The following is a 22,156-nucleotide window of genomic DNA, read 5'->3' as shown; positions in this document are numbered from 1 at the left end:
TTATTTTTAACTATACCTTTTAGTAAATTTGTTCAAAAATATCTTGTATTTTGTATTTTTATTGGCTTTTTCGTTGGTAAACCTTGATTTTTGTTCTGTAGTTTTGTATCTTTAAAGAAGTGCTGTAAACGAAACATTTTTACAGAGGATTTCTTATTATATTTTAGGAGGACTATGGATTATGAAACAATTCATGGATAAAGACTTTTTATTATCTACACCAACAGCTCAGCATCTTTTCCACGATTTCGCTGACAAGATGCCTATCGTTGATTATCACTGTCATATCAACCCTAGAGAAATTGCTGAAGATAGAAAGTTCGAGAACATCACACAGGTTTGGCTTGGTGGTGACCACTATAAGTGGAGACAGATGCGTACTAACGGCGTAGATGAGAAATATATCACAGGAGATGCAAGCGACCGCGAAAAGTTCCAGAAGTGGGCAGAAACACTTGAGCTTGCTATCGGTAACCCACTTTACCACTGGTCTCATTTAGAGCTTCAGAGATATTTTGGTTACACAGGTGTATTAAATGGTGATACAGCTGAAGAAGTTTGGAACATTTGTAATGCTAAGTTACAGGAATCTTCAATGACTGTACGTGGACTTATTCGTCAGTCTAACGTTAAGTTAATCTGTACAACAGATGACCCTATCGATACTCTTGAATGGCATAAGGTTATCGCTGAAGATCCTACATGTAGCGATATTAAGGTTTTACCAGCTTGGAGACCTGATAAGGCTATGAACATTGAAAAGCCTGAATATCTTGATTACATGGCTAGCTTATCAGAAAGATCTGGTATTAAGGTTAACTCATTCAAGACATTAGTAGAAGCATTAAAGGATAGAATGGCATTCTTTGATTCTATGGGATGCTGCGTATCTGATCACGCTCTTGAATACGTTATGTACAAGCCTTATACAGACGCTGAAATCGAAGAAATCTTTGCTAAGAGATTTGCAGGCAATGAATTAACTGATCTTGAAAGAGATAAGTTTAAGACAGCCTTCATGGTTACTCTTGCTAAGGAATACAATAGACTTGGTTGGGTTATGCAGTTACATTACGGTACAATCCGTGATAACAACAAGTTAAGATACTCTCAGTTAGGACCAGATACAGGTTATGATTGCATCAACTCTTATGACTGCTCAGCAGAAATGGCTGCATTCTTAAATGCACTTTCAGCTACAGAAGAGCTTCCTAAGACAATCATCTACTCACTTAACCCTAACATGAACGCTATTATCGGTACAGTTATTGGATGTTTCCAGGATTCAACAGCTGCTGGTAAGATTCAGCAGGGTTCTGCTTGGTGGTTCAATGATCACAAGGTTGGTATGACAAACCAGATGACATCACTTGCTAACTTAAGCCTTCTTGGTAACTTCATCGGTATGCTTACAGATTCAAGAAGTTTCTTATCTTACACAAGACATGAATACTTCAGAAGAATTATGTGTGAACTTATTGGTGGATGGGTTGAGAATGGTGAATACCCAGCAGATGATAAGTCTCTTAAGAAGATTGTTGAAGGTATCTCATACAATAACGCTGTTAGATACTTTGGTTTTGACAGATTCATTAAGTAATTATCTATTTAGTTTTACTAATAACTATAATAAGGGAAACGAATTTTTCGTTTCCCTTTTTTCTTGCCTATTTGTCAGATTTATTTTTTTATGGAAAGATCTAATCTAAGATTAATCTAAATAAAAAATAAGATGAATCATAGTATTAACTATAATTCATCTTATCTATATTCTTATTATCTTTCTTTTAAAGCTCGCATCAAATTACGTTTAGCTGGACTAAAATATCCATTCTTACTAGCCTTCATTTTCTCTGTGTAGACCTTTTCTTTATTAAGAACGTATCTTTGATAGCTATCCTTATTTATAAGCAATTGGCAACCATATATAACCTTCTTGTCATCAAGAACTGTCTTTCTAACAATTCTTCCAACAATATCAATCATATTATAATCATCTTTAAAACGAAGCTTAACGGGCATATCCACTGCATCAATTAGATTTCTAGAGGCCGCAAAAGAAAAACCAGTCTGGCTTATATCCTTAACAACCACATCAAAATTACTCTTAGTAATTCCAAGTTGAACATTGCCTTTAACACCTAAAAAAATTCTCTCAGCTGCTCTTCTATTAACCTTCTTACCTCTTTTTAAAGCTGTCACCTGGTATGCTAAACGACCGTTATGTCGTGTCATTTTCACCAAAACATTAGTAAACATATATGGTGCTTCACCAGCTGGGCATGCCATTATATCTATTCTTATATTAGGACTTGAACTAAGCTTTACAGCCTTTCCATCCATCCTTATAGCATCAATAAGTACCTTATCATTTAAAACACTAACAACTTTAGAATGGAATTGTAGTTCTTCGCTTTTTTGTTTAACTATAATATTAAGATTAGTATTGATCTTAATGTCTGTAAAAATCATTATACAACAACTCCTTAAAAAAAAATTCTCTCCCGTTGTTATTAAATGACTTATCTTATTATAGAAAACTTAGCTAAAAATTATTCCTCGTCTTCTTCTGGTTCATTCCAGTTATGATATACGTTCTGTACATCATCTTCTTCATCAAGAAGCTTAAGAATAATTCTCATCTTCTTTAAATCCTCTTCTGCTGTTAAATCAACAGTTGTCTGAGGAATCATTGTAACTTCTGCAGAAGACATCTTAATGTCTGCATCTGAAAGTGCTGTTGAAACTGCATCAAAATCTTCTGGTGCTGTTAAAATTTCAAAGTACTCCTCTTCTTCAACTAAATCATCTGCGCCTGCATCTAATACGATTTCCATTAAATCATCTGCAGTCTTGTCATAATCTTCCTTAAGAACAATAATCTGTCCCTTGTTATCAAACATGAAAGATACACAACCTGGTGTACCAACATTTCCGCCACCCTTTGTAAAGGCATTACGGATGTTAGATGCAGCTCTATTACGGTTATCTGTTAAAGCTTCAACGATAATAGCTGTACCGTTAGGGCCATAACCTTCATAAGTAACAGATTCGAAGTTTGACATATCTGTAGAAGCAGCCTTCTTTACAGCTCTATCAATTGTATCATTAGGCATGTTAGCTGCCTTACACTTTGTAATAACCTGTCTTAACTTGCTATTATTATTAGGATCTGGACCGCCCTCTTTAACTGCGACCATAATTTCCTTACCAAGTCTAGTAAAAATCTTACCCTTAGCAGCATCATTTGCAGCCTTCTTATGGGCAATATTAGCAAATTTTGAATGTCCTGACATATATATTATAACTCCTTTAAAAATAACTTTGTAGCATTTATAAATAATGACAAAACAAGCCAAATTTAAGCATAATCTAAATTAAAGATTAGCCTTAATCTTAGCGATCATTTCATCATATTTGTCATCTGTTAAGAATGTCTTTTGTGGGTTCATTTCAAATGTACCACCCCATTCAAATTCATCCTTATACTTAGGTGTTAAATGGAAATGAAGATGATGACCTGTATCACCATAAGCACCGTAATTTACCTTATCTGGGTTGAATGCCTTCATAATAGCACGTGCTACTCTAGCAACATCCTCAAAATAAGCAGCTCTTTCCTCAGCTGTAAGTTCGTTCATATCACCTACATGCTTCTTATGAGCAACGATACATCTACCTGGATGTGACTGTTCTTTAAATAAATAAACCTTTGATGTCTCTAATTCACAAATCTTAATACCGAACTTTGCAACAAGTTCACCCTCAACGCAATATGCGCAATTATTATCTATCATAATAATTCTCCATTCTTAATATTAGTCTCTTTACACAAACTTAAGGAATGCCTTAATAGCAGACATTCCTTAAAATTATTCTAGTCAAATTAAATCAGTAATTATTACTGAGCATCCTTAATTGAGAAGCTAAGTCTTCCTAACTTATCCTTACCCATGCACTTACACTTAACCTGATCACCAAGTGTAAGAACATCTTCAACCATGTTAACTCTTTCATTAGAAATCTTAGAAATATGAACAAGGCCTTCCTTACCAGGAGCGAATTCAACGAATGCACCAAATTCCTTAATGCTTACAACCTTACCTTCATAGATTGTACCTTCCTTGAAGTCCTCAACGATAGTCTTGATATACTTCATAGCCTTATCCATACCAGCCTGCTCTACGCCACAAACTGAAACAAAGCCATCATCTGTAATATCAATCTTAACGCCACATTCATCGATGATTGCATTAATAACCTTACCACGCTGACCAACAACTTCACCAATCTTAGATGGATCAATCTGAGTCTGGATAATCTTTGGAGCATATTCTCCAACAGTCTTTCTAGGTTCAGCAATAGCTGGCTTCATACATGTATCCATGATGAAGAGTCTAGCTTCTCTAGTTCTTCTAATAGCTTCTTCAACGATTGGACGTGTAAGACCATGAATCTTAATATCCATCTGAATAGCTGTAATACCTTCTGTTGTACCTGTTACCTTAAAGTCCATATCACCGAAGAAATCTTCAAGGCCCTGGATATCAGTAAGTACTACATAATCATCATCTGTATCACCTGTAACTAAACCACAAGAAATACCAGCTACCATAGCCTTAAGAGGTACACCTGCTGCCATAAGTGACATACAGCTTGCACATGTTGATGCCATTGATGTAGAACCATTTGATTCAAATGTTTCAGAAACGGCACGAATAGCATATGGGAACTCTGTCTCAGATGGAAGAACTGGAATTAAAGCTCTTTCAGCTAAGGCACCATGTCCAATTTCTCTACGTCCTGGACCTCTAGATGGCTTTGTCTCACCAACTGAGTATGAAGGGAAATTGTAATGGTGAATATATCTCTTTGTTGTAACATTCTCATCAAGACCATCAACCTTCTGAGCTTCTGATAATGGAGCTAATGTAACAACGTCACAAATCTGTGTCTGTCCTCTAGTAAACATAGCAGAACCATGAACTCTAGGAATAATATCAACTTCTGCAGCAAGAGGTCTGATCTGGTTGATTGCACGACCATCAGGTCTCTTGTGATCCTTTAAGATCATCTTACGAACAGTCTTCTTCTCATACTGGTAAACTGCTTCACCAAGTACTGCTAACCATTCTTCATTCTCAGCAAAAGCTTCCTTTAACTTCTCTGTGATAGCATCAACATTCTTCTCTCTTGTCTGCTTATCATCAGTAAATACTGCAACTTCCATCTCTTCTGGAGTTACAATCTTCTTCATTTCATCAAACATTTCCTGAGGAACTGCGCATGAAACGTAAGTATGCTTTTCCTTACCAACCTCTGCAACAATCTTCTCGATAAATGCAATGATTGTCTGGTTAATATCATGAGCCATGTAAATAGCTTCAATCATCTTCTCTTCTGGAACTACATTAGCACCAGCTTCGATCATAATAACCTTCTGCTTTGTTGAAGCAACTGTTAACTGAAGGTCGCCTTCCTGCCACTGAGCCTGTGAAGGGTTAACAACGAATTCACCGTCGATTAAACCAATCTGAGTTGTAGCACATGGACCGTCAAATGGAATATCTGAAATTGATGTAGCAATTGCAGAACCAAGCATAGCTAAAAGTTCTGGTCTACATTCTGTATCAACAGACATAACCATGTTGTTTAATGTAACATCATTACGGTAATCCTTAGGGAAAAGAGGTCTCATAGGTCTATCAATTACTCTTGAAGTAAGAATAGCATTCTCTGAAGCCTTACCCTCTCTCTTATTGAAGCCGCCTGGAATCTTTCCAGCTGCATACATCTTCTCTTCGTATTCTACAGAAAGTGGGAAGAAATCAATTCCCTCTCTTGGTTCCTTTGATGCAGTTGCTGTAGATAAGACAACTGTATCACCATAGTGCATTAATGCTGCACCATTAGCCTGAGCTGCAACACGGCCAATATCAACTCTAAGTGTACGACCAGCAAGCTCTAAAGTATACTGCTTAAACATATAATCTCCTATCCGCCCTATGGGCTTAAATAATTGGTAAATAATCTAGGCCAAAGCCCTACCATATGAGCAAATAGGTGCCGAAACAACTAAAAAACTCATTAAAAATGTCTTAATAAGCTTTTCAGTGGTCTCGGAATAACCTAATTGCACATACACATAAACATTATTATTATACAACAATTAAACACTCTTTACCATATTATAATTTAAGAATTTAATGAAAAGAAGTTTCAATTCTTAAATCCCTAGTGAAAAATTGGCGTATAAAAAGGAGCGAAGATAAACTCCGCCCCCTAAAAAAGCATTATAAATTACTTTCTTAAGCCTAAACGCTCGATAAGGTTTCTGTAACCTTCAATATCATTCTTCTTAAGGTAAGCAAGTAAAGCTCTTCTCTTACCAACCATCTTTAAAAGACCTCTTCTTGAATGATGATCCTTCTGGTTAACCTTTAAATGTTCTGTTAATTCAGCAATTCTTTCTGTTAAGATTGCGATCTGAACTTCTGGAGATCCTGTATCACCAGGCTGTCTTCCGTAAGCTGCAATAATTTCTGCTTTCTTTTCCTTAGATATCATACTTGTATCCTCCTTTAATTTAAACGCCAACAACTAAGCAATAGGTCGGAGTTTCCGATTCCTGAGTTGTGGCTAGTACCTTGGTATATTACCATACCATTACTATCTTTGCAAGTTAATTTACTAAACTAGCTTAATTTATTAAGAACATATTTTTAGCAAATTCTTTATCCGCTTCCATTTGCTTTTTTAAGCTATCAACGCTGTCAAATTTAATTTCAGCTCTTAAAAAATGCATCAACATAACTTCTATCTTCTTACCATAAACATCTTCATTGAAGTCAAAAATATTAGTCTCTACGCTAATCTCCATACTGTCATTGACAGTAGGTCTAGTTCCTAGATTAGTTACGCCAAAATATTCATTTCCATCGATTAATATCTTAGAGGCATAAACCCCTTTAGGTGGTAATAGTTTTGACTCTGTTGGATATATATTAACTGTTGGCATTTCAATAGTTCTGCCTAGTTGTTTTCCAAATGATACAACTCCTGTAATAGAAAAAGGTCTATTAAGAAGCACATTTACTGTTTCCATATGACCAAGGGCTAGCTCTTCTCTAATATAAGTGCTACTAACTTCCTGTCCTTGATACTTCTCCTTTTCAACAATAATTGTTTCAAAACCAAGCTCGTCACCAAGCTCCTTTAAAAGATTAACATCACCGCTTCTTCCTTTGCCAAAGCCATAATCAGTACCTACCACGACTACCTTAGCTCTTAAGTCATCTACGATAATCTTTTTTACAAACTCCCTAGCATCCATATTCATAAATTCCTTTGTAAATGGATACTCGACCAAGCAGTCTATACCTAACTTATCACAGATTGCTTTTCTTTCAGAATTTGTTGTAAGAAAATGCTGATTTCTTTGTGGCAATAAACTTAATGGAATACTATCAAAAGTAAATAAAACTGAGAGTAAATCTTCTTCCTTAGCTTTTTCTTTAACTAAATTAATGAGCTTTCTATGCCCAATATGCAATCCATCAAACTTACCAAGTGTAACTGCACTTGCTTTAGGCAATCTCACGTCAGTTAGCCCATTTATATATTCCATTACTGGCCACACCTCCCTTTTTTATATTATTCATTAGCATCATAAAACATCTGAATTGGAGTTAAAAGACCTTCACAAACTCTGTAAACTCCTACAAAAACGCCATTTGAATCATAGAGACGAAGCTTGTCTCCCTCAACAAAATCAATTCCTTCAAACTGCTTTATAAATTGCTCTTTATATTCTAAATCTATCTTATTACCGTTATGTAATAACTTATCCCCTTCTACTGTAACCTCTAACTTAGGGTATTGTGGAAACATATCATCAATAGCCTTCACAACACTCTCAAATTCACCCTTTAAAACTAGAGCTGATATCTGATTAAGAGTTAATGTATCATCAATGCAAAACTGACCGACTCTCTTTCTTGTAAGCTTATACATGCAAGCGCCGCAACCAAGCTTATTACCAATATCCTCGCATAAAGTTCTAATATAAGTTCCCTTAGAACATTCTACAGTCATAGTAACAAACTTTTGCTTACCTTCTAGGTCAATATCATTGACATGTAAGCTCTTAATTACGACCTTTCTAGCCTTTCTTTCCACTTCAATTCCACTTCTTGCGTAGTCATAAAGCTTCTTTCCATTGACCTTAAGTGCTGAATACATCGGTGGAACCTGCATATATTCACCAATAAAACTTTCGCAAGCCTCAAGAACATCAGCCTCAGTAAGATTAACCTCACTAGACTTTAACACATTTCCTGAAATATCTGCAGTATCAGTGATTGTACCAAGAAGCATAACAGCCTCATAAGTCTTATCCCAATCTGTAATCATGCTACAAATCTTTGTGCCCTTTCCAAGGCAAACCGGTAAAACACCTACTGCGTCAGGATCTAGAGTTCCTGTGTGTCCAATTTTCTTAAATTTTAAAATGCCCCTCAGCTTAGCTACCACATCATGGGATGTAAAGCCTTGCTCCTTGTATACATTAATAATCCCATTCATAATATCAATCCCTAACTTAAATTATGATAATTGCTTTACTTGCTCTTCAATAAGAGCACCAATCTGATTAATGATGCCATGAACTGTGCCCTTAATACTAAAGCCAGCAGCTCTAACATGACCGCCACCATCAAATTTAGCAGCAATCTTTGCCACATCTATAATTTTTTTTGAACGAAGAGAAACCTTGTATTCTCCATCTCCAATTTCATACATAAAGATGGCCACTTCAACACCCTCTGTAAGTCTTAATTGTTCAACAATTCCGCCTAGACTCTTACCATCAACTCCGTAAAAGTCCATAATCTCTCTTGAGATACTTGAGAAAATGCATTTACCATCGTAAAATAACACACTTTCAAGTAATGCTCTACCTAGAATCTGGTTTTGAATATAAGTCTTTGCATAGAAGCTATTGTCAATAATGTCTGAGTAATCAATACCCTTTTCCATACATTTTCCAGCAATAGCCATTGTCTGCGCAGATGTACAACTATACTTAAATACACCTGTATCATGAATAATACCAGTGTAGATGCAGGTTGCCACATCCTTATCAATTTTTTCCTCATCAAGAGTTGTATATAAAACCTCGCTTGTAGAACTCCAGTCTGGCTCAACTAAGTTTACATCAGCAAAATCCTTATTACTAATATGATGATCTAAACAAATTGTCTTTTTTGCATTACAAAAAAGCTCTGCAAAAGGCTCAATTCTATCAAGTGAACTACAATCAAGTACTACAAATGCGTCACAAACAAGATTAATATCTGTCTCTTGTCTAATTTCATCTATTCTAGGAATGTAGTTAAACTCATCACCTGGCTTTTGTAAGAAAATTCTTACATCTAAATCAGGTCTATTTACTTTTAGGAAATTATAAAGTCCCATAGTAGAACCAACGCAGTCGCCATCTGGTCGTACATGTCCGGTAATTCCAACTATTTTCGCGTCTTTTAATTCATCTAAAATATTCATAAATAACCTCCTATTAGCAACTACTAATCTTCCTTGTGTGACTCTGCATCTGCCTTAGTAACATCATCTATTAATTTAGACATCTTAACACCATATTCAATTGACTGGTCAATTACAAACTTAATTTCTGGTGTATTTCTTAAATTAACTGTTCTAGCAAGCTGACGTCTAATATAGCCTTCAGCGCTAACAAGACCAGCTAGAGTATCTTTTTGTGACTGCTCATCACCAAGGACACTAATATATGCCTTACATGTTTTTAAATCAGGAGCTACATCAACTGAAACTACTGATGTCATTGGATTAATTCTTGGATCCTTAATATCTTTTCTAATGATATTGCTTAATTCTCTTAAGACCTCTGAATTAATTCTAATATTCTTCGAACTATTCTTTCTCATAGCAATTCCTCTTTTTTGCAAATGTATCATAAACATTCACTATAATCAAGATAGAAAGCCCCTAAATTTAGAGGCTTTCTTATATATAAGTTACATTTTTTATTATCTAGGTATTTCAACCATAATGCTTGCTTCAATTTCATCGCCTTCTTTGATGTCATTGAAGTTTTCAAGTACGATACCACATTCAGTACCAGCCTTGATTTCCTTAACTTCATCCTTGAAGTGCTTAAGTGAAGCAATTGGTCCTTCGTAAATCTTTTCGCCTTCTCTTGTAAGTCTTACAGTAGATTCTCTTGTGATTCTACCCTCTGTTACTAATGTACCAGCGATATTACCTACACCAGAAGCCTTAAAGATCTGTCTAATTTCAGCATGACCAATAATCTTCTCTTCATAGATAGGCTCAAGCATACCCTTAAGAGCAGACTCAACATCTTCAATAGCATTGTAGATAACGCTATATGTTCTTAAGTCAACCTTTTCACGGTCAGCTAAAATTCTTGCCTGGTTATCAGGCTTAACATTAAAGGCAATGATAATTGCATTAGATGCAGAAGCTAAAACTACATCGGATTCATTTACATTACCAACGCCACCATGAATTACCTTAACTACTACTTCTTCGTTAGATAACTTAACAAGTGACTGCTTAACAGCTTCAACAGAACCCTGAACATCGGCCTTAATAATAATATTAAGTTCCTTCATGTTACCAGCCTGAATCTGCTCAAATAAAGCATCAAGTGATACCTTATGCTTAGTATCATCTAAGAGCTTCTTCTTATTCTCAGCAATGAATGTCTCAGCAACATTTCTTGCTTCCTTATCAGAATCCATAGCCATAATAATTTCACCAGCATTAGGTACATCATTAAGACCCTGAATCTCTACAGGAGTAGATGGGCCAGCTTCCTTAACTCTTCTACCTGTATCATCAATCATAGCTCTAACCTTACCATAGCAAGAACCAGCAGCTACTGAATCACCAACTCTTAAAGTACCCTTCTGTACTAAAACAGTTGCAACTGGACCACGTCCCTTATCAAGCTCAGCTTCAATAACAATACCTCTTGCCTTACGGTTTGGATTAGCCTTAAGTTCAATAATTTCAGCTGTAAGTAAGATCATTTCAAGGAGGTTATCAATACCTTCCTTAGTATGAGCTGATACCGGGCAGAAAATTGTTGAACCGCCCCAATCTTCAGCGATAAGACCATATTCTGTAAGTTCCTGCTTAACCTTTTCAATGTTAGCATTTGGCTTATCAATCTTATTAACAGCAACAATAATTTCAACATTAGCAGCCTTAGCATGGTTAATAGCTTCGATTGTCTGTGGCATAACACCATCATCAGCAGCTACAACTAAGATTGCAATATCAGTAGCCTGAGCACCACGCATACGCATTGCAGTGAAGGCCTCATGACCTGGTGTATCAAGGAATGTAATTGTGTTACCATTTACATCAACTCTATAAGCACCGATCTTCTGAGTAATACCACCTGATTCCTTAGAAGTTACATGTGTTTCTCTAATAGCATCAAGAAGGGATGTCTTACCATGATCTACGTGACCCATTACACAAACTACTGGTGGTCTAGTTACAAGTGTATCTGCTGCCTCTTCTTCTTCCTTAAGAAGTTCTGCAATAACATCAATAACCTCTTCATGTTCACAAATACAGTTAAACTCTAATGCGATTTCTTCAGCTGTTTCAAAATCGATTTCCTGATTAATTGTAACAACCTTACCCTGCATAAAGAGCTTCTTAACAACTGCAGATGGCTGAACCTTCATCTTATCTGCAAGTTCCTTAATTGTAAGTGAATCTGGAAGAGTAAGTGTCTTGATTGTATCCTCTTCTTCCTTCTTTGGAGCTGGCTTATTTGGCTTATTAGGCTTCTTGTTTAAGCCGCTTGCAAACTTAAGATTCTCTCTTGAGTCTCTATCTTTTCTTCTATCATTCTTGTCATTATTCTTCTTAGAATTATATCTTTGATCTGCTCTTCTAGCATCTGGCTTCTGCTCAAATAAGAAATCATCCTTTGGAGCTGAATCTCTTCTATCATTTCTTCTCTGATTAAAGTTTCTGCCGTTATTATCTGAGTCCTTATCCTTATTAAAGCCGCCATTTCTATCGCGGTCTCTATTAAAGCCACCATTATTTCTGTCACGGTCTCTATTAAAACCACCGTTGTTTCTATCACGGTTGTCTCTATTAAAGCCGCCGCCATTTCTATCGCGGTTATCTCTGTTGTAACCACCGTTATTTCTGTCACGGTTGTCTCTGTTACCGTTTCTGTCACGATTATCTCTATTATAACCGTTTCTATCTCTATTATCGCGGTTATCTCTGTTGTAACCACCATTGTTTCTATCACGGTTATCGCGATTGTCTCTATTGTAACCGCCATTATTTCTATCACGGTTATCGCGGTTTCCGTTTCTATCACGGTTGTCGCGATTATCTCTATTATCGCGGTTACCATTTCTATCGCGGTTGTCTCTGTTATAACCGTTTCTATCTCTATTATCACGGTTGTCTCTGTTATAACCGTTTCTATCACGGTTTCCGTTTCTATCACGGTTGTCACGATTATCTCTATTTCTGTTATCTCTATCAGAAGAATCTCTTGAATCACCCTTTGGAGAAATCTGATCCTTCTTCTGATTTAACTTAGCCTTATAATCACCATCTCTGTTGCTATTCTGTGGGAAAACAACCTGAGAAATGTGCTTTTCTTTCTTCTCTTCAGGCTTAGGCTCTGCCTTAGCTTCAGGCTTTCCTGGCTTAAACTTACCCCTAACCTTCTTGATTTCGTCATCAGTTAAGCCGCTCATAGTCTTATAAGCCTTCTCACTATTTGATAACATTTCTATAATTTCATTGCTTTTTATACCTAATTCTTTTGCTAATTCGTGTACTCTCATTAAACAATGACCTCCTTATTCATTACTGTCTATACCTTGTTTAAAATATTCTTCTAATTTATTTTTAAATCCTTCATCTAGAATCGCAAGTGATGCTCTAAATTCCTTTCCTATTGCATGACCAATAGCTTCCTTTTCGGAAAAGAAATATATAGGAACCTTATAGAATTCACACATATTTGAAAACATTTTCTTAGTATTATCTGAAGAATCATCTGCAACGATAACCATAAAAGCCTTCTTAGACTTAACGGCCTTCTCTGTAGAAAATTCACCACTAACTACCTTTCCTGCTTTCTGAGCTAATCCTAACATGGATATAATTTTTTTATTGTCCAAGTTTCTCAAACTCCTTCTTTAATTCATCATAAACACTACTATCAATTGCCATCTTAAAGGATCTTTCTAAGCCCCTTTGCTTGATAGCCTTATTAAGACATTCAGGATTATTGCAAATGTATGCGCCCCTGCCATTCTTCTTACCAGTAGTATCTACTATAATTTCATTCTCTGGGCTCTTTAGAATCCTGATAAGATCTTTCTTATCTTTCATCTGACCACACCCAATGCATTGTCTTTGTGGAATCTTTTTAGTTCCCGGCATTAAATCACTCCAATCAGATAAGTTTTTAAAATATTTTCAAGGTATTAAGGAGTCTCTTCAACTTCAATATCTGCCTCAAAATCTAAATCTTCAAAATCGCTATCGTCTTCTTCATTATAAAGTGCTTCATCATCAGCTTCGCTCTTAATATCAATACCATAGCCTGTTAACTTAGCTGCAAGTCTAACATTCTGACCAGACTTACCAATAGCAAGTGATAACTGCTGTTCTGAAACAACAATCTTAGCCTTCTTAGCATCGTCATCAGCTTCTGCAGCAACAACCTTAGCTGGGCTAAGTGCATTAACAATATACTGAGCTGAGTTATCATCCCATTCAATAATATCGATCTGCTCATCACCAAGTTCGTTAACAATATTTCTAACACGGCCACCGCTAATACCAACGCAAGCACCAACTGGATCTACGTTAGGCACATTAGCTCTAACAGAAATCTTAGTTCTTGAACCAGCCTCTCTAGCGATACCCATAATTTCAACTACGCCATCCTTAATTTCAGCAGCTTCTTCTTCAAATAACTTCTTTACAAGTTCTGGAGACTTTCTAGAAACTCTAACTGAAATTCCGCTCTTTTCTCTATTAACAACTGAAAGAACGTAAAGCTTAATTCTATCGCCAACCTTTAACTTTCTTCCAACATTAACTTCTTCAGCCTTAAGGATTGTCTGGATTCTTCCGATATCAACAGTCATATCACCATTCTCAGCGATTCTCTGAATAACACCAGTAATGATTTCCTTCTCCTTAGCCTTATATTCCTTAAAGATAGAATTCTTCTCCTGCTCTCTAATTGTCTGAACGATAACGTTCTTAGCATTCTTAGCAGCCTTTCTTGAGAATTCTTCAGACTTTACTTCAATAGTAATTACATCTCCGATTTCTGCCTTAGGATCAACCTTTCTTGCATTATCAAGTGTAATTTCCTTGCTGTAAATTCTTCTTTCCTTAATCTTCTTATTCTCGTCATCACCGTCAACTTCTGTTAACTTCTCAACAACAAGCTTATCAGCATAAATATGGAAGTCACCTGTTACTCTATCTAAAACAACGTGACCATTATCTGCCTTATCAAATTCAGCCTTATATTCATCCATAAGAGACTTCTCAATAGCAGTAAACATAATTTCCTTGCTAATTCCATTTTCCTTTTCTAACAACTCAAGAGCTGCGATTAATTCTTTATTCATCTTATCCTCCATTAAATAAAAATTTACTTTTCTACGTAAGCCCATCTAATCATAGATAGGTTCTTTCTTTCTATATCTTTATCTTGTCCGTTAATTTCAATTGTAATAGTGTCCTTGTCAAATGACTTTAAAATCCCTTCTGCTTCCTTAACACCATCTACCGCACTATAAAGTTTAATCTCAATTAAACGGCCAATACTTTTTTCATAATCACGTTCTTTTTTAAGCGGTCTTGTAAGACCTGGAGAACTAACCTCAAAAATGTACTCAGAGTCAATGTAATCTTCCTTATCTAAGATTTCATTAAAGGCTCTACTTACATTTTGGCAATCCTCAATAGTAACTCCGCCTTCCTTATCAATGAAAACTCTTAAGTACCAATCGCTACCTTCTTTGACGAATTCAACGTCAAAAAGTTCAACCTTGTTAGCATCGATAATAGGTTTAATAAGCATTTCAGTTTTTTCTTCGTAACTTTCTCTTTTACCCATTTAATGTCTCTGCCTTTCTTTAAAATATTCAATTTTAGTAACACGCACAAAGTTATTATACTATAAATATGCTTTTAACACAAAATAAATAAGCCTATGTGCTTCTATATTATTTAAACATAAAACTAAAGTGAGTGGACTATCATAAGTCCACTCACTTCTAAGTACTAATAATACAGAATAGCTCGTAGGGGAATCGAACCCCTGATTCTGCCGTGAGAGGGCAGCGTCTTAGCCTCTTGACCAACGAGCCATATCTTGTCCGTCGCACTCTTTAGTGCCGCGCGGTACTTTGATAATATACACTAGTTGCGACATAATTGCAAGTACTTTTTTGAATTTTTTTTGAAAAAATTAGATTTTTTCTAGCTTTCTTGATTCCTACCCGTCTCAAAGCCGCATAAACACTGAATTCTCATATTTTCATAAAAATAAAGAAAAACACAAGATTTTGTAGTCTTAATTAATCAATACCACTAAATCTTGTGTTTTAATATATTCTTCTATATTTAATTTAAAGTTTAGTCTAATTAAATTCTATGCAAAACTAAAGATTGCACCAAATAAACCTGCACTTACTAAACTCATAATGCATCCTGCAAGTAAAACTCCAAGGAATACTGCAAGTACACTCTTCTTAAAACCAAAGTCAAGAATTGAAGCTGCAAGAGTTCCTGTCCAAGCGCCTGTTCCAGGAATTGGAATACCAACAAATAAAACTAATGCAAGGAATAAGCCATTACCAGCCTTCTCTTTTAACTTCTCTCCACCTTTATGTCCCTTCTCAAGACAGAAAGTAAAGAACTTTCCAATGACCTTCTTATCCTTACCCCACTCAAGCACACGTCTTGCAAAAAGGTAAATAATAGGCATAGGTAACATATTAGCTATCATGCATACAATGTAGGACTGAACTAGTGGAAGCTGCATTCCCTGTGAAATAGGAATAGCACCTCTAAGCTCTACTAAAGGAACCATTGAAACTAAAAATATAATCAAATACTTTTTAAACATATTTCCTCCAAAATATTTCATTCTCTCTATTCTTGCTATTATTGCAAGACCTAGCCTAGTTTACACATTTTCAATCTGCCAGTCAATAGGCGACAATCCATTGTTAATTAAAAATTCATTAGTTTTTTTGAAATGTCCGCAGTCAAAAAATCCCCTTCTTGCAGAGAGTGGACTTGGATGAGCCGCAGTTAAAACCAGCTGCTTTGGATTGTTTAGCATCTCAAGTTTCTCCTTAGCATTATTGCCCCAAAGCATGTAAACAATAGGTCTATCCTCGTTATTTAAGATCTTTATAATCTCATCTGTAAAGCACTCCCAGCCCTTACCCTTGTGGGAATTGGCCTCATGTGCCCTAACTGTAAGCACTGTATTTAGTAAAAGTACCCCTTGGCTTGCCCATTTCTTTAAGTTGCCGTTATTAGGAATGTAGCAGCCGCACTCCTTATTTAATTCCTTATAGATATTCTTTAATGAAGGTGGAATCTTCTTTTGAGATAAGGGCACTGAAAATGCTAAACCATGGGCCTGATTTTCTTCATGATATGGATCTTGCCCAAAAATCACCACTTTCACATCCTCTAAAGCCGTTAAATTAAGTGCTGTAAAAAGGTCCTCTTTCTTTGGAAAAACCTCCTTACTACTGTATTCTTCATCAATAAATCCCTCTAGCTTTTTAAAGTAGTCCTTCTCAAACTCAGCGCTAAGACTAGTCGCCCAGGAATTAGTAAACTTTTCCATAAAAATGTCTCTCTTTCTTTAATTCATCAATAAAAATCCAATCAAGAAACAATTATACTCGCCCACTCTTCTTTTGGCAAAGAAAAGCCATAAAAAAACTACCTAGAAATTAGATTAATAATAATCTCTAGGTAGTTTAAATATCATATATACATGTCGTTTTTCTTCAAAACTACAAATCATCCTACATGTCGTTTTTCTTCAAAATTACAATCTCATAGGAATATTTTCCTTAGCCAAATATTCCTTTAAGTTCTTGATTTCAAGCTCCTTAAAGTGGAATAGTGAAGCTGCAAGTGCTGCATCTGCACCACCCTTTGTAAAGGCATCCTTAAAATCTTCCATTTTACCTGCACCACCTGAGGCAATTACAGGAATAGATACATTTGAAGAAATCGCCTTTGTAAGCTCACAATCATAACCTGCCTTTGTGCCGTCACAATCCATACTTGTAAGTAAAATCTCACCAGCGCCAAGTTTTTCAGCCTTCATAGCCCACTCAACAGCATCCATGCCCATGTCCACACGACCGCCATTTTTATAAATACTCCAATGACCATCATCACAACGTTTAGCATCAATTGCCACAACCACGCACTGGCTACCAAACTTATATGCTGCCTCAGATATAAGATTTGGATTCATAATAGCTGCCGAATTAATAGAGATCTTATCAGCACCCTCACGAAGTAAAACCTTAAAATCCTCCACAGTCCTAATACCGCCACCAACTGTAAATGGGATAAATACCTTCTCTGCTACCTTTCTAACCAAGTCAACAGTTGTATTTCTTCCATCGCTAGAAGCAGTTATATCAAGGAAAACCAACTCATCGGCTCCCGACTTATCATACATAGAAGCAACTAAAACTGGATCACCGGCATCCACCAAATCCACGAAATTAGTGCCCTTAACAACTCTGCCATCCTTGCAATCAAGACAAGGAATAATTCTCTTTGTAAACATACACCTTCTCCATTCATTTTCTCAATTTACATTTACCACACGAAATTAGCCTATAAATTTGCAAAATTTTCCAAAATCTTTAAGCCTACACTACTACTTTTTTCTGGATGGAACTGACATGCAAATACATTTCCAGCCTCCACACTTGCATGAATCGTAGTTGTGTACTCAGTTGTTGCAGCTACAATGTCTTCATTTGCTGCCTGTAAATAATAAGAATGGACAAAATATACATAAGGATTTTTAGTTAATCCCTTAAATAGCTTTGCATCCTCTTTAACATTTAAAGAATTCCAGCCCATGTGAGGGATCTTGAAATCCTCTTTTGGAGGTATTCTAAGAATTTTTCCAGGCAAAATATTTAATCCTTCAACCCCAACAGATTCATCGCTTGACTCAAACAAAAGCTGAAGTCCTAAGCAAATCCCAAGAAATGGTGTCTTATTGTCAACACATTTTTTAATAGGGTCAATTAAATCAAACTTATCAAGATTATTCATAGCATCGCCAAAAGAGCCAACACCTGGCAAAATAACCTTATCCGCCTGCAAAATTGCATCCTTATCTCTAGTTACCAAAACCTCCTGATTAAGGGAGAGTAGCGCTTTCTCTACGCTTTTTAAATTTCCTGCATCATAATCAATTATTGCAATCATTCAGTACCTGCCGCTTTCCCGTATTCTATTATTACGAAGTAATACTCGGTAAAGTCTGAACTATACATCTCGGCTAATGATTCGGCCTTATTTTCTCCTATTGAAAATGTATCTTCAAGGGCATTTAAAATCTCTTCATAAGCTGCTTCAAACTCGTCTGAAACTCCAAGTGCTTCCGCCGCGTCACAATATTTATCATAAGCTATAACTCCCTTAATTAAGGAATTAAGCGCTTCCGTATTGTCATTCATTTGCAAATAAAGAGTATAAGCCTCATACTGTCTCTCAACATAGAGGATTGTCTTTGCCTGTTCATATAAAGTCGTGTCTGATTCGTTCAAACTTAAACCGTCAAGTGCCTCATATGCCGCTGCATAATCGCCCTTGTTAAAATAGTTCTTTGCCGTACTAGAACTGTAGTCATAGTTAACAGCGTTAATAAGAACTAATAATAGTACTATAACACCTGCGACAAATAAAATAAACATAATCATGGAAACAGGTTTAATTTTTAGGATATCCTCTGGCTTTGGCTCAGGCTTTGGTTTCTTAGGTTTCTTTGGCTTAGGTTCCTTTTTAGGCTTTTCTTTCTTTTCCTTTTTAGGTTTTTCCTTCTCCGCAGCCTTTTTAGCCTCCTTGGCCTCTTTTGCTGCCGCCTTTTTCTCTTCCTTTGCCTTTTTAGCCTCTTCATCAGCAATAGCCTGTTGCTCCTCTTCTTGGGCCTCCTCTTCTGCCTGCTTTTTCTTCCACTGCGCAAGTCTATACTTAAACTTTGCAAAGAAGCCCTTCTTTGGTGCGCCATCTTCTCCAGCCTCACCATCAATCTCGTCTAAGATTCTACCATTTTCATCAGTCCTTCTCTTAGACTTACCCCTAGTCTCATCCTCTTCTTCTAAGTCTTCATCTTCCAAACTCTCAAAGAAAATGTCCTTAAGCTTTGCAAGGAAACCTGGCTTTTTAGTAGTCTCTTCAATTAAGTCATCAAGCTCAACCTCATCCTTTGACTTCTTCGCCTTCTTTTCTTTTTTCTTCTTTTCCTTTTTCTCTTTCTTTTTATCCTCTGCCTCATCGCCATCTTCTCTAGTCTCTTCGTCGTCCTCTGCAAATAACTCCTCAACCGACATACTATCTGAAGTAGCATCCTCAATGATGTTGTCTAAGTCCATATTTACAAGACGCTCAATTTCATTATCTGACAATTCACCATCGGCAAATTCTCCAGCCAAATCATTAGAGGCTAAATCCATGCCCTCATCTAAATCCGTTTCACTAAGCAATTTGTCAATTTCCTCGTCTGCCTTTAAATCCTTCTCCTCCTCGCTTAGTCCATCATCTTCGCTTACATTATCCTTAACAGCCTCCGGATCAATTGCCTCTTCTTCATCAATCTCCTCAGTCTCAGCCATTATATCCTCAAGACTAGATAAATCAGCATCATCGCCATCAGCTTCATCATCCGCAGTTTCATCACCATCGCCACCAGCTTCATCATCTGCTTCATCATCTGCAGCCTCATCACCATCTGCGTCCCCAGATTCTTCTATACTGATTTCATCCTCATGGTCATTATCGTCTGCGTCTAATTCTTCATCTGATCCCTCTAATTCTTCATCTAATTCTTCATCTGATTCTTCTTCTGATTCCTCTTCTACTTCTGAGTCTTTTTCAAGGTCGTCCGGATCTATAGTTAATTCATCTTCGTCGTTGTTATCTTCATCATTATCATCATCGTCTGTGACTGCATTTGCTTCATCTTCAAGATTTAAATCAAGCCCTGAATCATTATAGCCGTCCATAATATCTCCCAGAGCATCAATCAAAGACGCCGACTCGTCATCTTCAGACAAATCCGCATCATCAAAATCATCATTTAATTCATTTTCTAATTCATCATCTTCAGCTAAGCCCTCAAGATCTGCAAAATCCTCAGGATTTATAGAATCTATAGAATTAGCATCCTCCTCATTAAAAGCCTCAATACTCTCATCCTTGTTAGACGCATTATTCCTATCCACTGCGTTTCTAACTTCTCTAGATAAGCGTTCCTCCTCTAATTCATCAGCAGACAAATTAGCCTTAGAAGCCTTCTTTCCCTTGGCTAAATTTTCATCAGCACCAACTGATTGAAGCAATTTATTTAGGTAGTCCTCGTCATTATTTGGCAAATGTATTCACCACCTTGTCACGTTCTTTTATATAATAATATTTTAACATATATAGTATTTATCAACAAGAATATTAATTCTAAAGTCTAAGTTAAAAATATATGTTAGAATATTTTACCTATAAATATATCGGAAAAATTTTTAGAAATATTAACCTTTTTAAAGGAATTTATAGATTTTCCTTAAAAAAATAGTGCCGCTCTATAAGAGCGGCACCATAAGAGGAAGTGTAAAAAATGAGAAAAAATCATCTTAAAAGTTTATCAATCTCTTCAACTAATCGACCAATCTCTGGTTTTGAAAGCTGAACATCAGCTCCTAAAGATTCGCCCTTAATTCTCATCTGTTCGTTGATAAGAGAAGAGAAAATGATAATCGGTATGGACTTTAAAACTTCATCTGTCTTTACTAACTTAGTAAGTCTATGGCCATCCATAAGTGGCATCTCTAAGTCAGTGATAATAATGTCTATATCCAAATCGGTTTCTCCAGCTTTAGCTGAGCACAAATAATCCCAAGCTTCCTGACCATTACTACAAAGTGTAAGGTTACTATATCCTGACTTTGTAAGAGAATCAGAAATAAGCTTAATAAGAAGTGGAGAATCCTCTGCAATAACAATATGAGATTCGTTTCTTGCTCTTCCTTCGAGCTTTGAAATATCTGAAACCTTTAAACCAGTCTCTGGACTGATTTCTGATACGATTCTTTCAAAATCGAGGATAACAATCAATTGACCATCAATCTTTACAATACCAGTTGCAACGCCAGAATCTTCATTACTAATTGTTGCATCTGGAGTAATAATGTCTGCCCATGAAACTCTATGAATACCACAAACTGCATGAACGTGGAAAGCTACATTCAACTTGTTAAAGTTTGTAATAATAAACATATCTCTGTTCTGATCCACTGAAGGTTCTCTATTAATTACCTTTGCCAAATCTACAACAGTAATCATAAGATCTCTTGGCATAAAAATTCCTTCTACACAAGGATGCGAGTTTGGAACTGGTGTAACAGTATTAAATGGAACGATTTCCTTTATCTTAGCAACATTAATTCCATAATGATTTCCACCAACGATAAATTCTAATACTTCTAGCTCGTTAGTTCCACTATCTAGTAAAATGTTAGTTTCCATATTTAATTCCTCCATATTGTTTCACGATCAACTTATGTAAATATTATAACAAAACAATATATATTTTTCAATCGAAATATATAATTTTTTTACTTTCAATATAGTTCTTGGAATTACCTATAGAAAAAAAAATAAGCTTAGAGAAAAATCTCTAAGCTTTAAGTTCTTGTTTATTCAAAACTGCACATTAAATATATCATCCGTATGATTATCCTTAAAGAATAACCCTCGTTTTGTTCAGTGATTTCTCACTCTCTATCCAAACCTTAACCTT

The 22,156-nt window shown here is 36.1% G+C and carries 21 protein-coding genes and 1 tRNA gene; 1 reads left to right on the top strand and 21 read right to left on the bottom strand.

Annotated features, from left to right (window positions below; genetic code table 11):
* Positions 1–181 precede the first annotated feature (181 nt).
* Complete coding sequence (gene uxaC, locus BLQ66_RS04155) at positions 182–1,600, top strand: glucuronate isomerase (RefSeq protein WP_074521086.1); 1,419 nt, start codon at positions 182–184, stop codon at positions 1,598–1,600.
* 176 nt (positions 1,601–1,776) lie between these two features.
* On the opposite strand, the gene BLQ66_RS04150 is transcribed toward uxaC, so the two are convergent.
* The 21 genes from BLQ66_RS04150 to BLQ66_RS04050 form a co-directional block, all read right to left on the bottom strand.
* On the bottom strand, positions 1,777–2,472 hold the full coding sequence (locus tag BLQ66_RS04150) for a PilZ domain-containing protein (RefSeq protein ID WP_074521085.1): 696 nt from the start codon (positions 2,470–2,472) through the stop codon (positions 1,777–1,779).
* An 80-nt stretch (positions 2,473–2,552) separates the two neighbouring features.
* The gene (locus BLQ66_RS04145; protein WP_074521084.1) at positions 2,553–3,296 is read right to left on the bottom strand and encodes a YebC/PmpR family DNA-binding transcriptional regulator; all 744 of its coding nucleotides are present in this window, start codon (positions 3,294–3,296) and stop codon (positions 2,553–2,555) included.
* Positions 3,297–3,377: 81 nt separating this feature from the next.
* A complete protein-coding gene (locus tag BLQ66_RS04140; protein ID WP_027431782.1) occupies positions 3,378–3,797 on the bottom strand; it encodes an HIT family protein in 420 nt (139 codons plus the stop codon).
* A gap of 104 nt (positions 3,798–3,901) precedes the next feature.
* Positions 3,902–5,986, bottom strand: coding sequence for a polyribonucleotide nucleotidyltransferase (locus BLQ66_RS04135; protein WP_074521083.1), 2,085 nt, complete (start codon positions 5,984–5,986; stop codon positions 3,902–3,904).
* Positions 5,987–6,300: 314 nt separating this feature from the next.
* Entirely contained in the window at positions 6,301–6,567 is a 267-nt protein-coding gene (rpsO, locus tag BLQ66_RS04130) for a 30S ribosomal protein S15 (protein ID WP_027431780.1), read from the bottom strand.
* A 133-nt stretch (positions 6,568–6,700) separates the two neighbouring features.
* Positions 6,701–7,627, bottom strand: a complete 927-nt coding sequence (locus BLQ66_RS04125) for a bifunctional riboflavin kinase/FAD synthetase (RefSeq protein ID WP_074521082.1) — start codon at positions 7,625–7,627, stop codon at positions 6,701–6,703.
* Positions 7,628–7,653: 26 nt separating this feature from the next.
* On the bottom strand, positions 7,654–8,586 hold the full coding sequence (truB, locus tag BLQ66_RS04120; protein WP_074521081.1) for a tRNA pseudouridine(55) synthase TruB: 933 nt from the start codon (positions 8,584–8,586) through the stop codon (positions 7,654–7,656).
* 18 nt (positions 8,587–8,604) lie between these two features.
* Positions 8,605–9,561, bottom strand: a complete 957-nt coding sequence (locus BLQ66_RS04115) for a DHH family phosphoesterase (RefSeq protein WP_074521080.1) — start codon at positions 9,559–9,561, stop codon at positions 8,605–8,607.
* 23 nt (positions 9,562–9,584) lie between these two features.
* Complete coding sequence (gene rbfA, locus BLQ66_RS04110) at positions 9,585–9,962, bottom strand: 30S ribosome-binding factor RbfA (protein ID WP_027431776.1); 378 nt, start codon at positions 9,960–9,962, stop codon at positions 9,585–9,587.
* Between the two features lie 102 nt (positions 9,963–10,064).
* Positions 10,065–12,896 (bottom strand): translation initiation factor IF-2, encoded by a 2,832-nt coding sequence (gene infB, locus BLQ66_RS04105; RefSeq protein WP_074521079.1) that lies wholly within the window; start codon positions 12,894–12,896, stop codon positions 10,065–10,067.
* Between the two features lie 15 nt (positions 12,897–12,911).
* The gene (locus BLQ66_RS04100; protein WP_027431774.1) at positions 12,912–13,211 is read right to left on the bottom strand and encodes a L7Ae/L30e/S12e/Gadd45 family ribosomal protein; all 300 of its coding nucleotides are present in this window, start codon (positions 13,209–13,211) and stop codon (positions 12,912–12,914) included.
* A 13-nt stretch (positions 13,212–13,224) separates the two neighbouring features.
* Entirely contained in the window at positions 13,225–13,500 is a 276-nt protein-coding gene (gene rnpM / locus BLQ66_RS04095) for an RNase P modulator RnpM (RefSeq protein WP_027431773.1), read from the bottom strand.
* 44 nt (positions 13,501–13,544) lie between these two features.
* The gene (gene nusA / locus BLQ66_RS04090; protein WP_034246216.1) at positions 13,545–14,708 is read right to left on the bottom strand and encodes a transcription termination factor NusA; all 1,164 of its coding nucleotides are present in this window, start codon (positions 14,706–14,708) and stop codon (positions 13,545–13,547) included.
* A 23-nt stretch (positions 14,709–14,731) separates the two neighbouring features.
* A complete protein-coding gene (gene rimP / locus BLQ66_RS04085; RefSeq protein ID WP_074521077.1) occupies positions 14,732–15,199 on the bottom strand; it encodes a ribosome maturation factor RimP in 468 nt (155 codons plus the stop codon).
* A gap of 181 nt (positions 15,200–15,380) precedes the next feature.
* Positions 15,381–15,452 (bottom strand) — tRNA-Glu (locus BLQ66_RS04080).
* Between the two features lie 284 nt (positions 15,453–15,736).
* Complete coding sequence (locus BLQ66_RS04075) at positions 15,737–16,213, bottom strand: COG2426 family protein (protein ID WP_074521076.1); 477 nt, start codon at positions 16,211–16,213, stop codon at positions 15,737–15,739.
* A 60-nt stretch (positions 16,214–16,273) separates the two neighbouring features.
* Positions 16,274–16,951, bottom strand: a complete 678-nt coding sequence (locus BLQ66_RS04070) for a uracil-DNA glycosylase (protein WP_074521075.1) — start codon at positions 16,949–16,951, stop codon at positions 16,274–16,276.
* Positions 16,952–17,158: 207 nt separating this feature from the next.
* The gene (hisF, locus tag BLQ66_RS04065) at positions 17,159–17,917 is read right to left on the bottom strand and encodes an imidazole glycerol phosphate synthase subunit HisF (protein ID WP_074521074.1); all 759 of its coding nucleotides are present in this window, start codon (positions 17,915–17,917) and stop codon (positions 17,159–17,161) included.
* A gap of 50 nt (positions 17,918–17,967) precedes the next feature.
* Positions 17,968–18,573 carry an imidazole glycerol phosphate synthase subunit HisH gene (gene hisH, locus BLQ66_RS04060; RefSeq protein ID WP_027431768.1) on the bottom strand — a complete coding sequence of 202 codons (606 nt, stop codon included), beginning with the start codon at positions 18,571–18,573 and terminating at the stop codon, positions 17,968–17,970.
* Positions 18,570–20,738 (bottom strand): hypothetical protein, encoded by a 2,169-nt coding sequence (locus BLQ66_RS04055; protein WP_074521073.1) that lies wholly within the window; start codon positions 20,736–20,738, stop codon positions 18,570–18,572. Before BLQ66_RS04055 ends, hisH begins: the two co-directional genes overlap by 4 nt.
* Before the next feature lie 247 nt (positions 20,739–20,985).
* Positions 20,986–21,882 (bottom strand): chemotaxis protein, encoded by an 897-nt coding sequence (locus BLQ66_RS04050; RefSeq protein WP_074521072.1) that lies wholly within the window; start codon positions 21,880–21,882, stop codon positions 20,986–20,988.
* Positions 21,883–22,156 lie beyond the last annotated feature (274 nt).

Source organism: Lachnospira pectinoschiza (assembly GCF_900103815.1).
GTDB classification, from domain to species: Bacteria; Bacillota; Clostridia; order Lachnospirales; family Lachnospiraceae; genus Lachnospira; species Lachnospira pectinoschiza_B.
This window is presented reverse-complemented; position numbering and strand designations above follow the sequence as displayed.

What these genes read in the sequence shown, in the direction of transcription:
- uxaC (WP_074521086.1), top strand. Translation starts at nt 182, where the DNA reads ATGAAACAATTCATGGATAAAGACTTTTTATTATCTACACCAACAGCT.
- BLQ66_RS04150 (WP_074521085.1), bottom strand. Translation starts at nt 2,472, where the DNA reads ATGATTTTTACAGACATTAAGATCAATACTAATCTTAATATTATAGTT.
- BLQ66_RS04145 (WP_074521084.1), bottom strand. Translation starts at nt 3,296, where the DNA reads ATGTCAGGACATTCAAAATTTGCTAATATTGCCCATAAGAAGGCTGCA.
- BLQ66_RS04140 (WP_027431782.1), bottom strand. Translation starts at nt 3,797, where the DNA reads ATGATAGATAATAATTGCGCATATTGCGTTGAGGGTGAACTTGTTGCA.
- BLQ66_RS04135 (WP_074521083.1), bottom strand. Translation starts at nt 5,986, where the DNA reads ATGTTTAAGCAGTATACTTTAGAGCTTGCTGGTCGTACACTTAGAGTT.
- rpsO (WP_027431780.1), bottom strand. Translation starts at nt 6,567, where the DNA reads ATGATATCTAAGGAAAAGAAAGCAGAAATTATTGCAGCTTACGGAAGA.
- BLQ66_RS04125 (WP_074521082.1), bottom strand. Translation starts at nt 7,627, where the DNA reads ATGGAATATATAAATGGGCTAACTGACGTGAGATTGCCTAAAGCAAGT.
- BLQ66_RS04115 (WP_074521080.1), bottom strand. Translation starts at nt 9,561, where the DNA reads ATGAATATTTTAGATGAATTAAAAGACGCGAAAATAGTTGGAATTACC.
- rbfA (WP_027431776.1), bottom strand. Translation starts at nt 9,962, where the DNA reads ATGAGAAAGAATAGTTCGAAGAATATTAGAATTAATTCAGAGGTCTTA.
- infB (WP_074521079.1), bottom strand. Translation starts at nt 12,896, where the DNA reads ATGAGAGTACACGAATTAGCAAAAGAATTAGGTATAAAAAGCAATGAA.
- BLQ66_RS04100 (WP_027431774.1), bottom strand. Translation starts at nt 13,211, where the DNA reads ATGTTAGGATTAGCTCAGAAAGCAGGAAAGGTAGTTAGTGGTGAATTT.
- rnpM (WP_027431773.1), bottom strand. Translation starts at nt 13,500, where the DNA reads ATGCCGGGAACTAAAAAGATTCCACAAAGACAATGCATTGGGTGTGGT.
- nusA (WP_034246216.1), bottom strand. Translation starts at nt 14,708, where the DNA reads ATGAATAAAGAATTAATCGCAGCTCTTGAGTTGTTAGAAAAGGAAAAT.
- rimP (WP_074521077.1), bottom strand. Translation starts at nt 15,199, where the DNA reads ATGGGTAAAAGAGAAAGTTACGAAGAAAAAACTGAAATGCTTATTAAA.
- BLQ66_RS04075 (WP_074521076.1), bottom strand. Translation starts at nt 16,213, where the DNA reads ATGTTTAAAAAGTATTTGATTATATTTTTAGTTTCAATGGTTCCTTTA.
- BLQ66_RS04070 (WP_074521075.1), bottom strand. Translation starts at nt 16,951, where the DNA reads ATGGAAAAGTTTACTAATTCCTGGGCGACTAGTCTTAGCGCTGAGTTT.
- hisF (WP_074521074.1), bottom strand. Translation starts at nt 17,917, where the DNA reads ATGTTTACAAAGAGAATTATTCCTTGTCTTGATTGCAAGGATGGCAGA.
- hisH (WP_027431768.1), bottom strand. Translation starts at nt 18,573, where the DNA reads ATGATTGCAATAATTGATTATGATGCAGGAAATTTAAAAAGCGTAGAG.
- BLQ66_RS04050 (WP_074521072.1), bottom strand. Translation starts at nt 21,882, where the DNA reads ATGGAAACTAACATTTTACTAGATAGTGGAACTAACGAGCTAGAAGTA.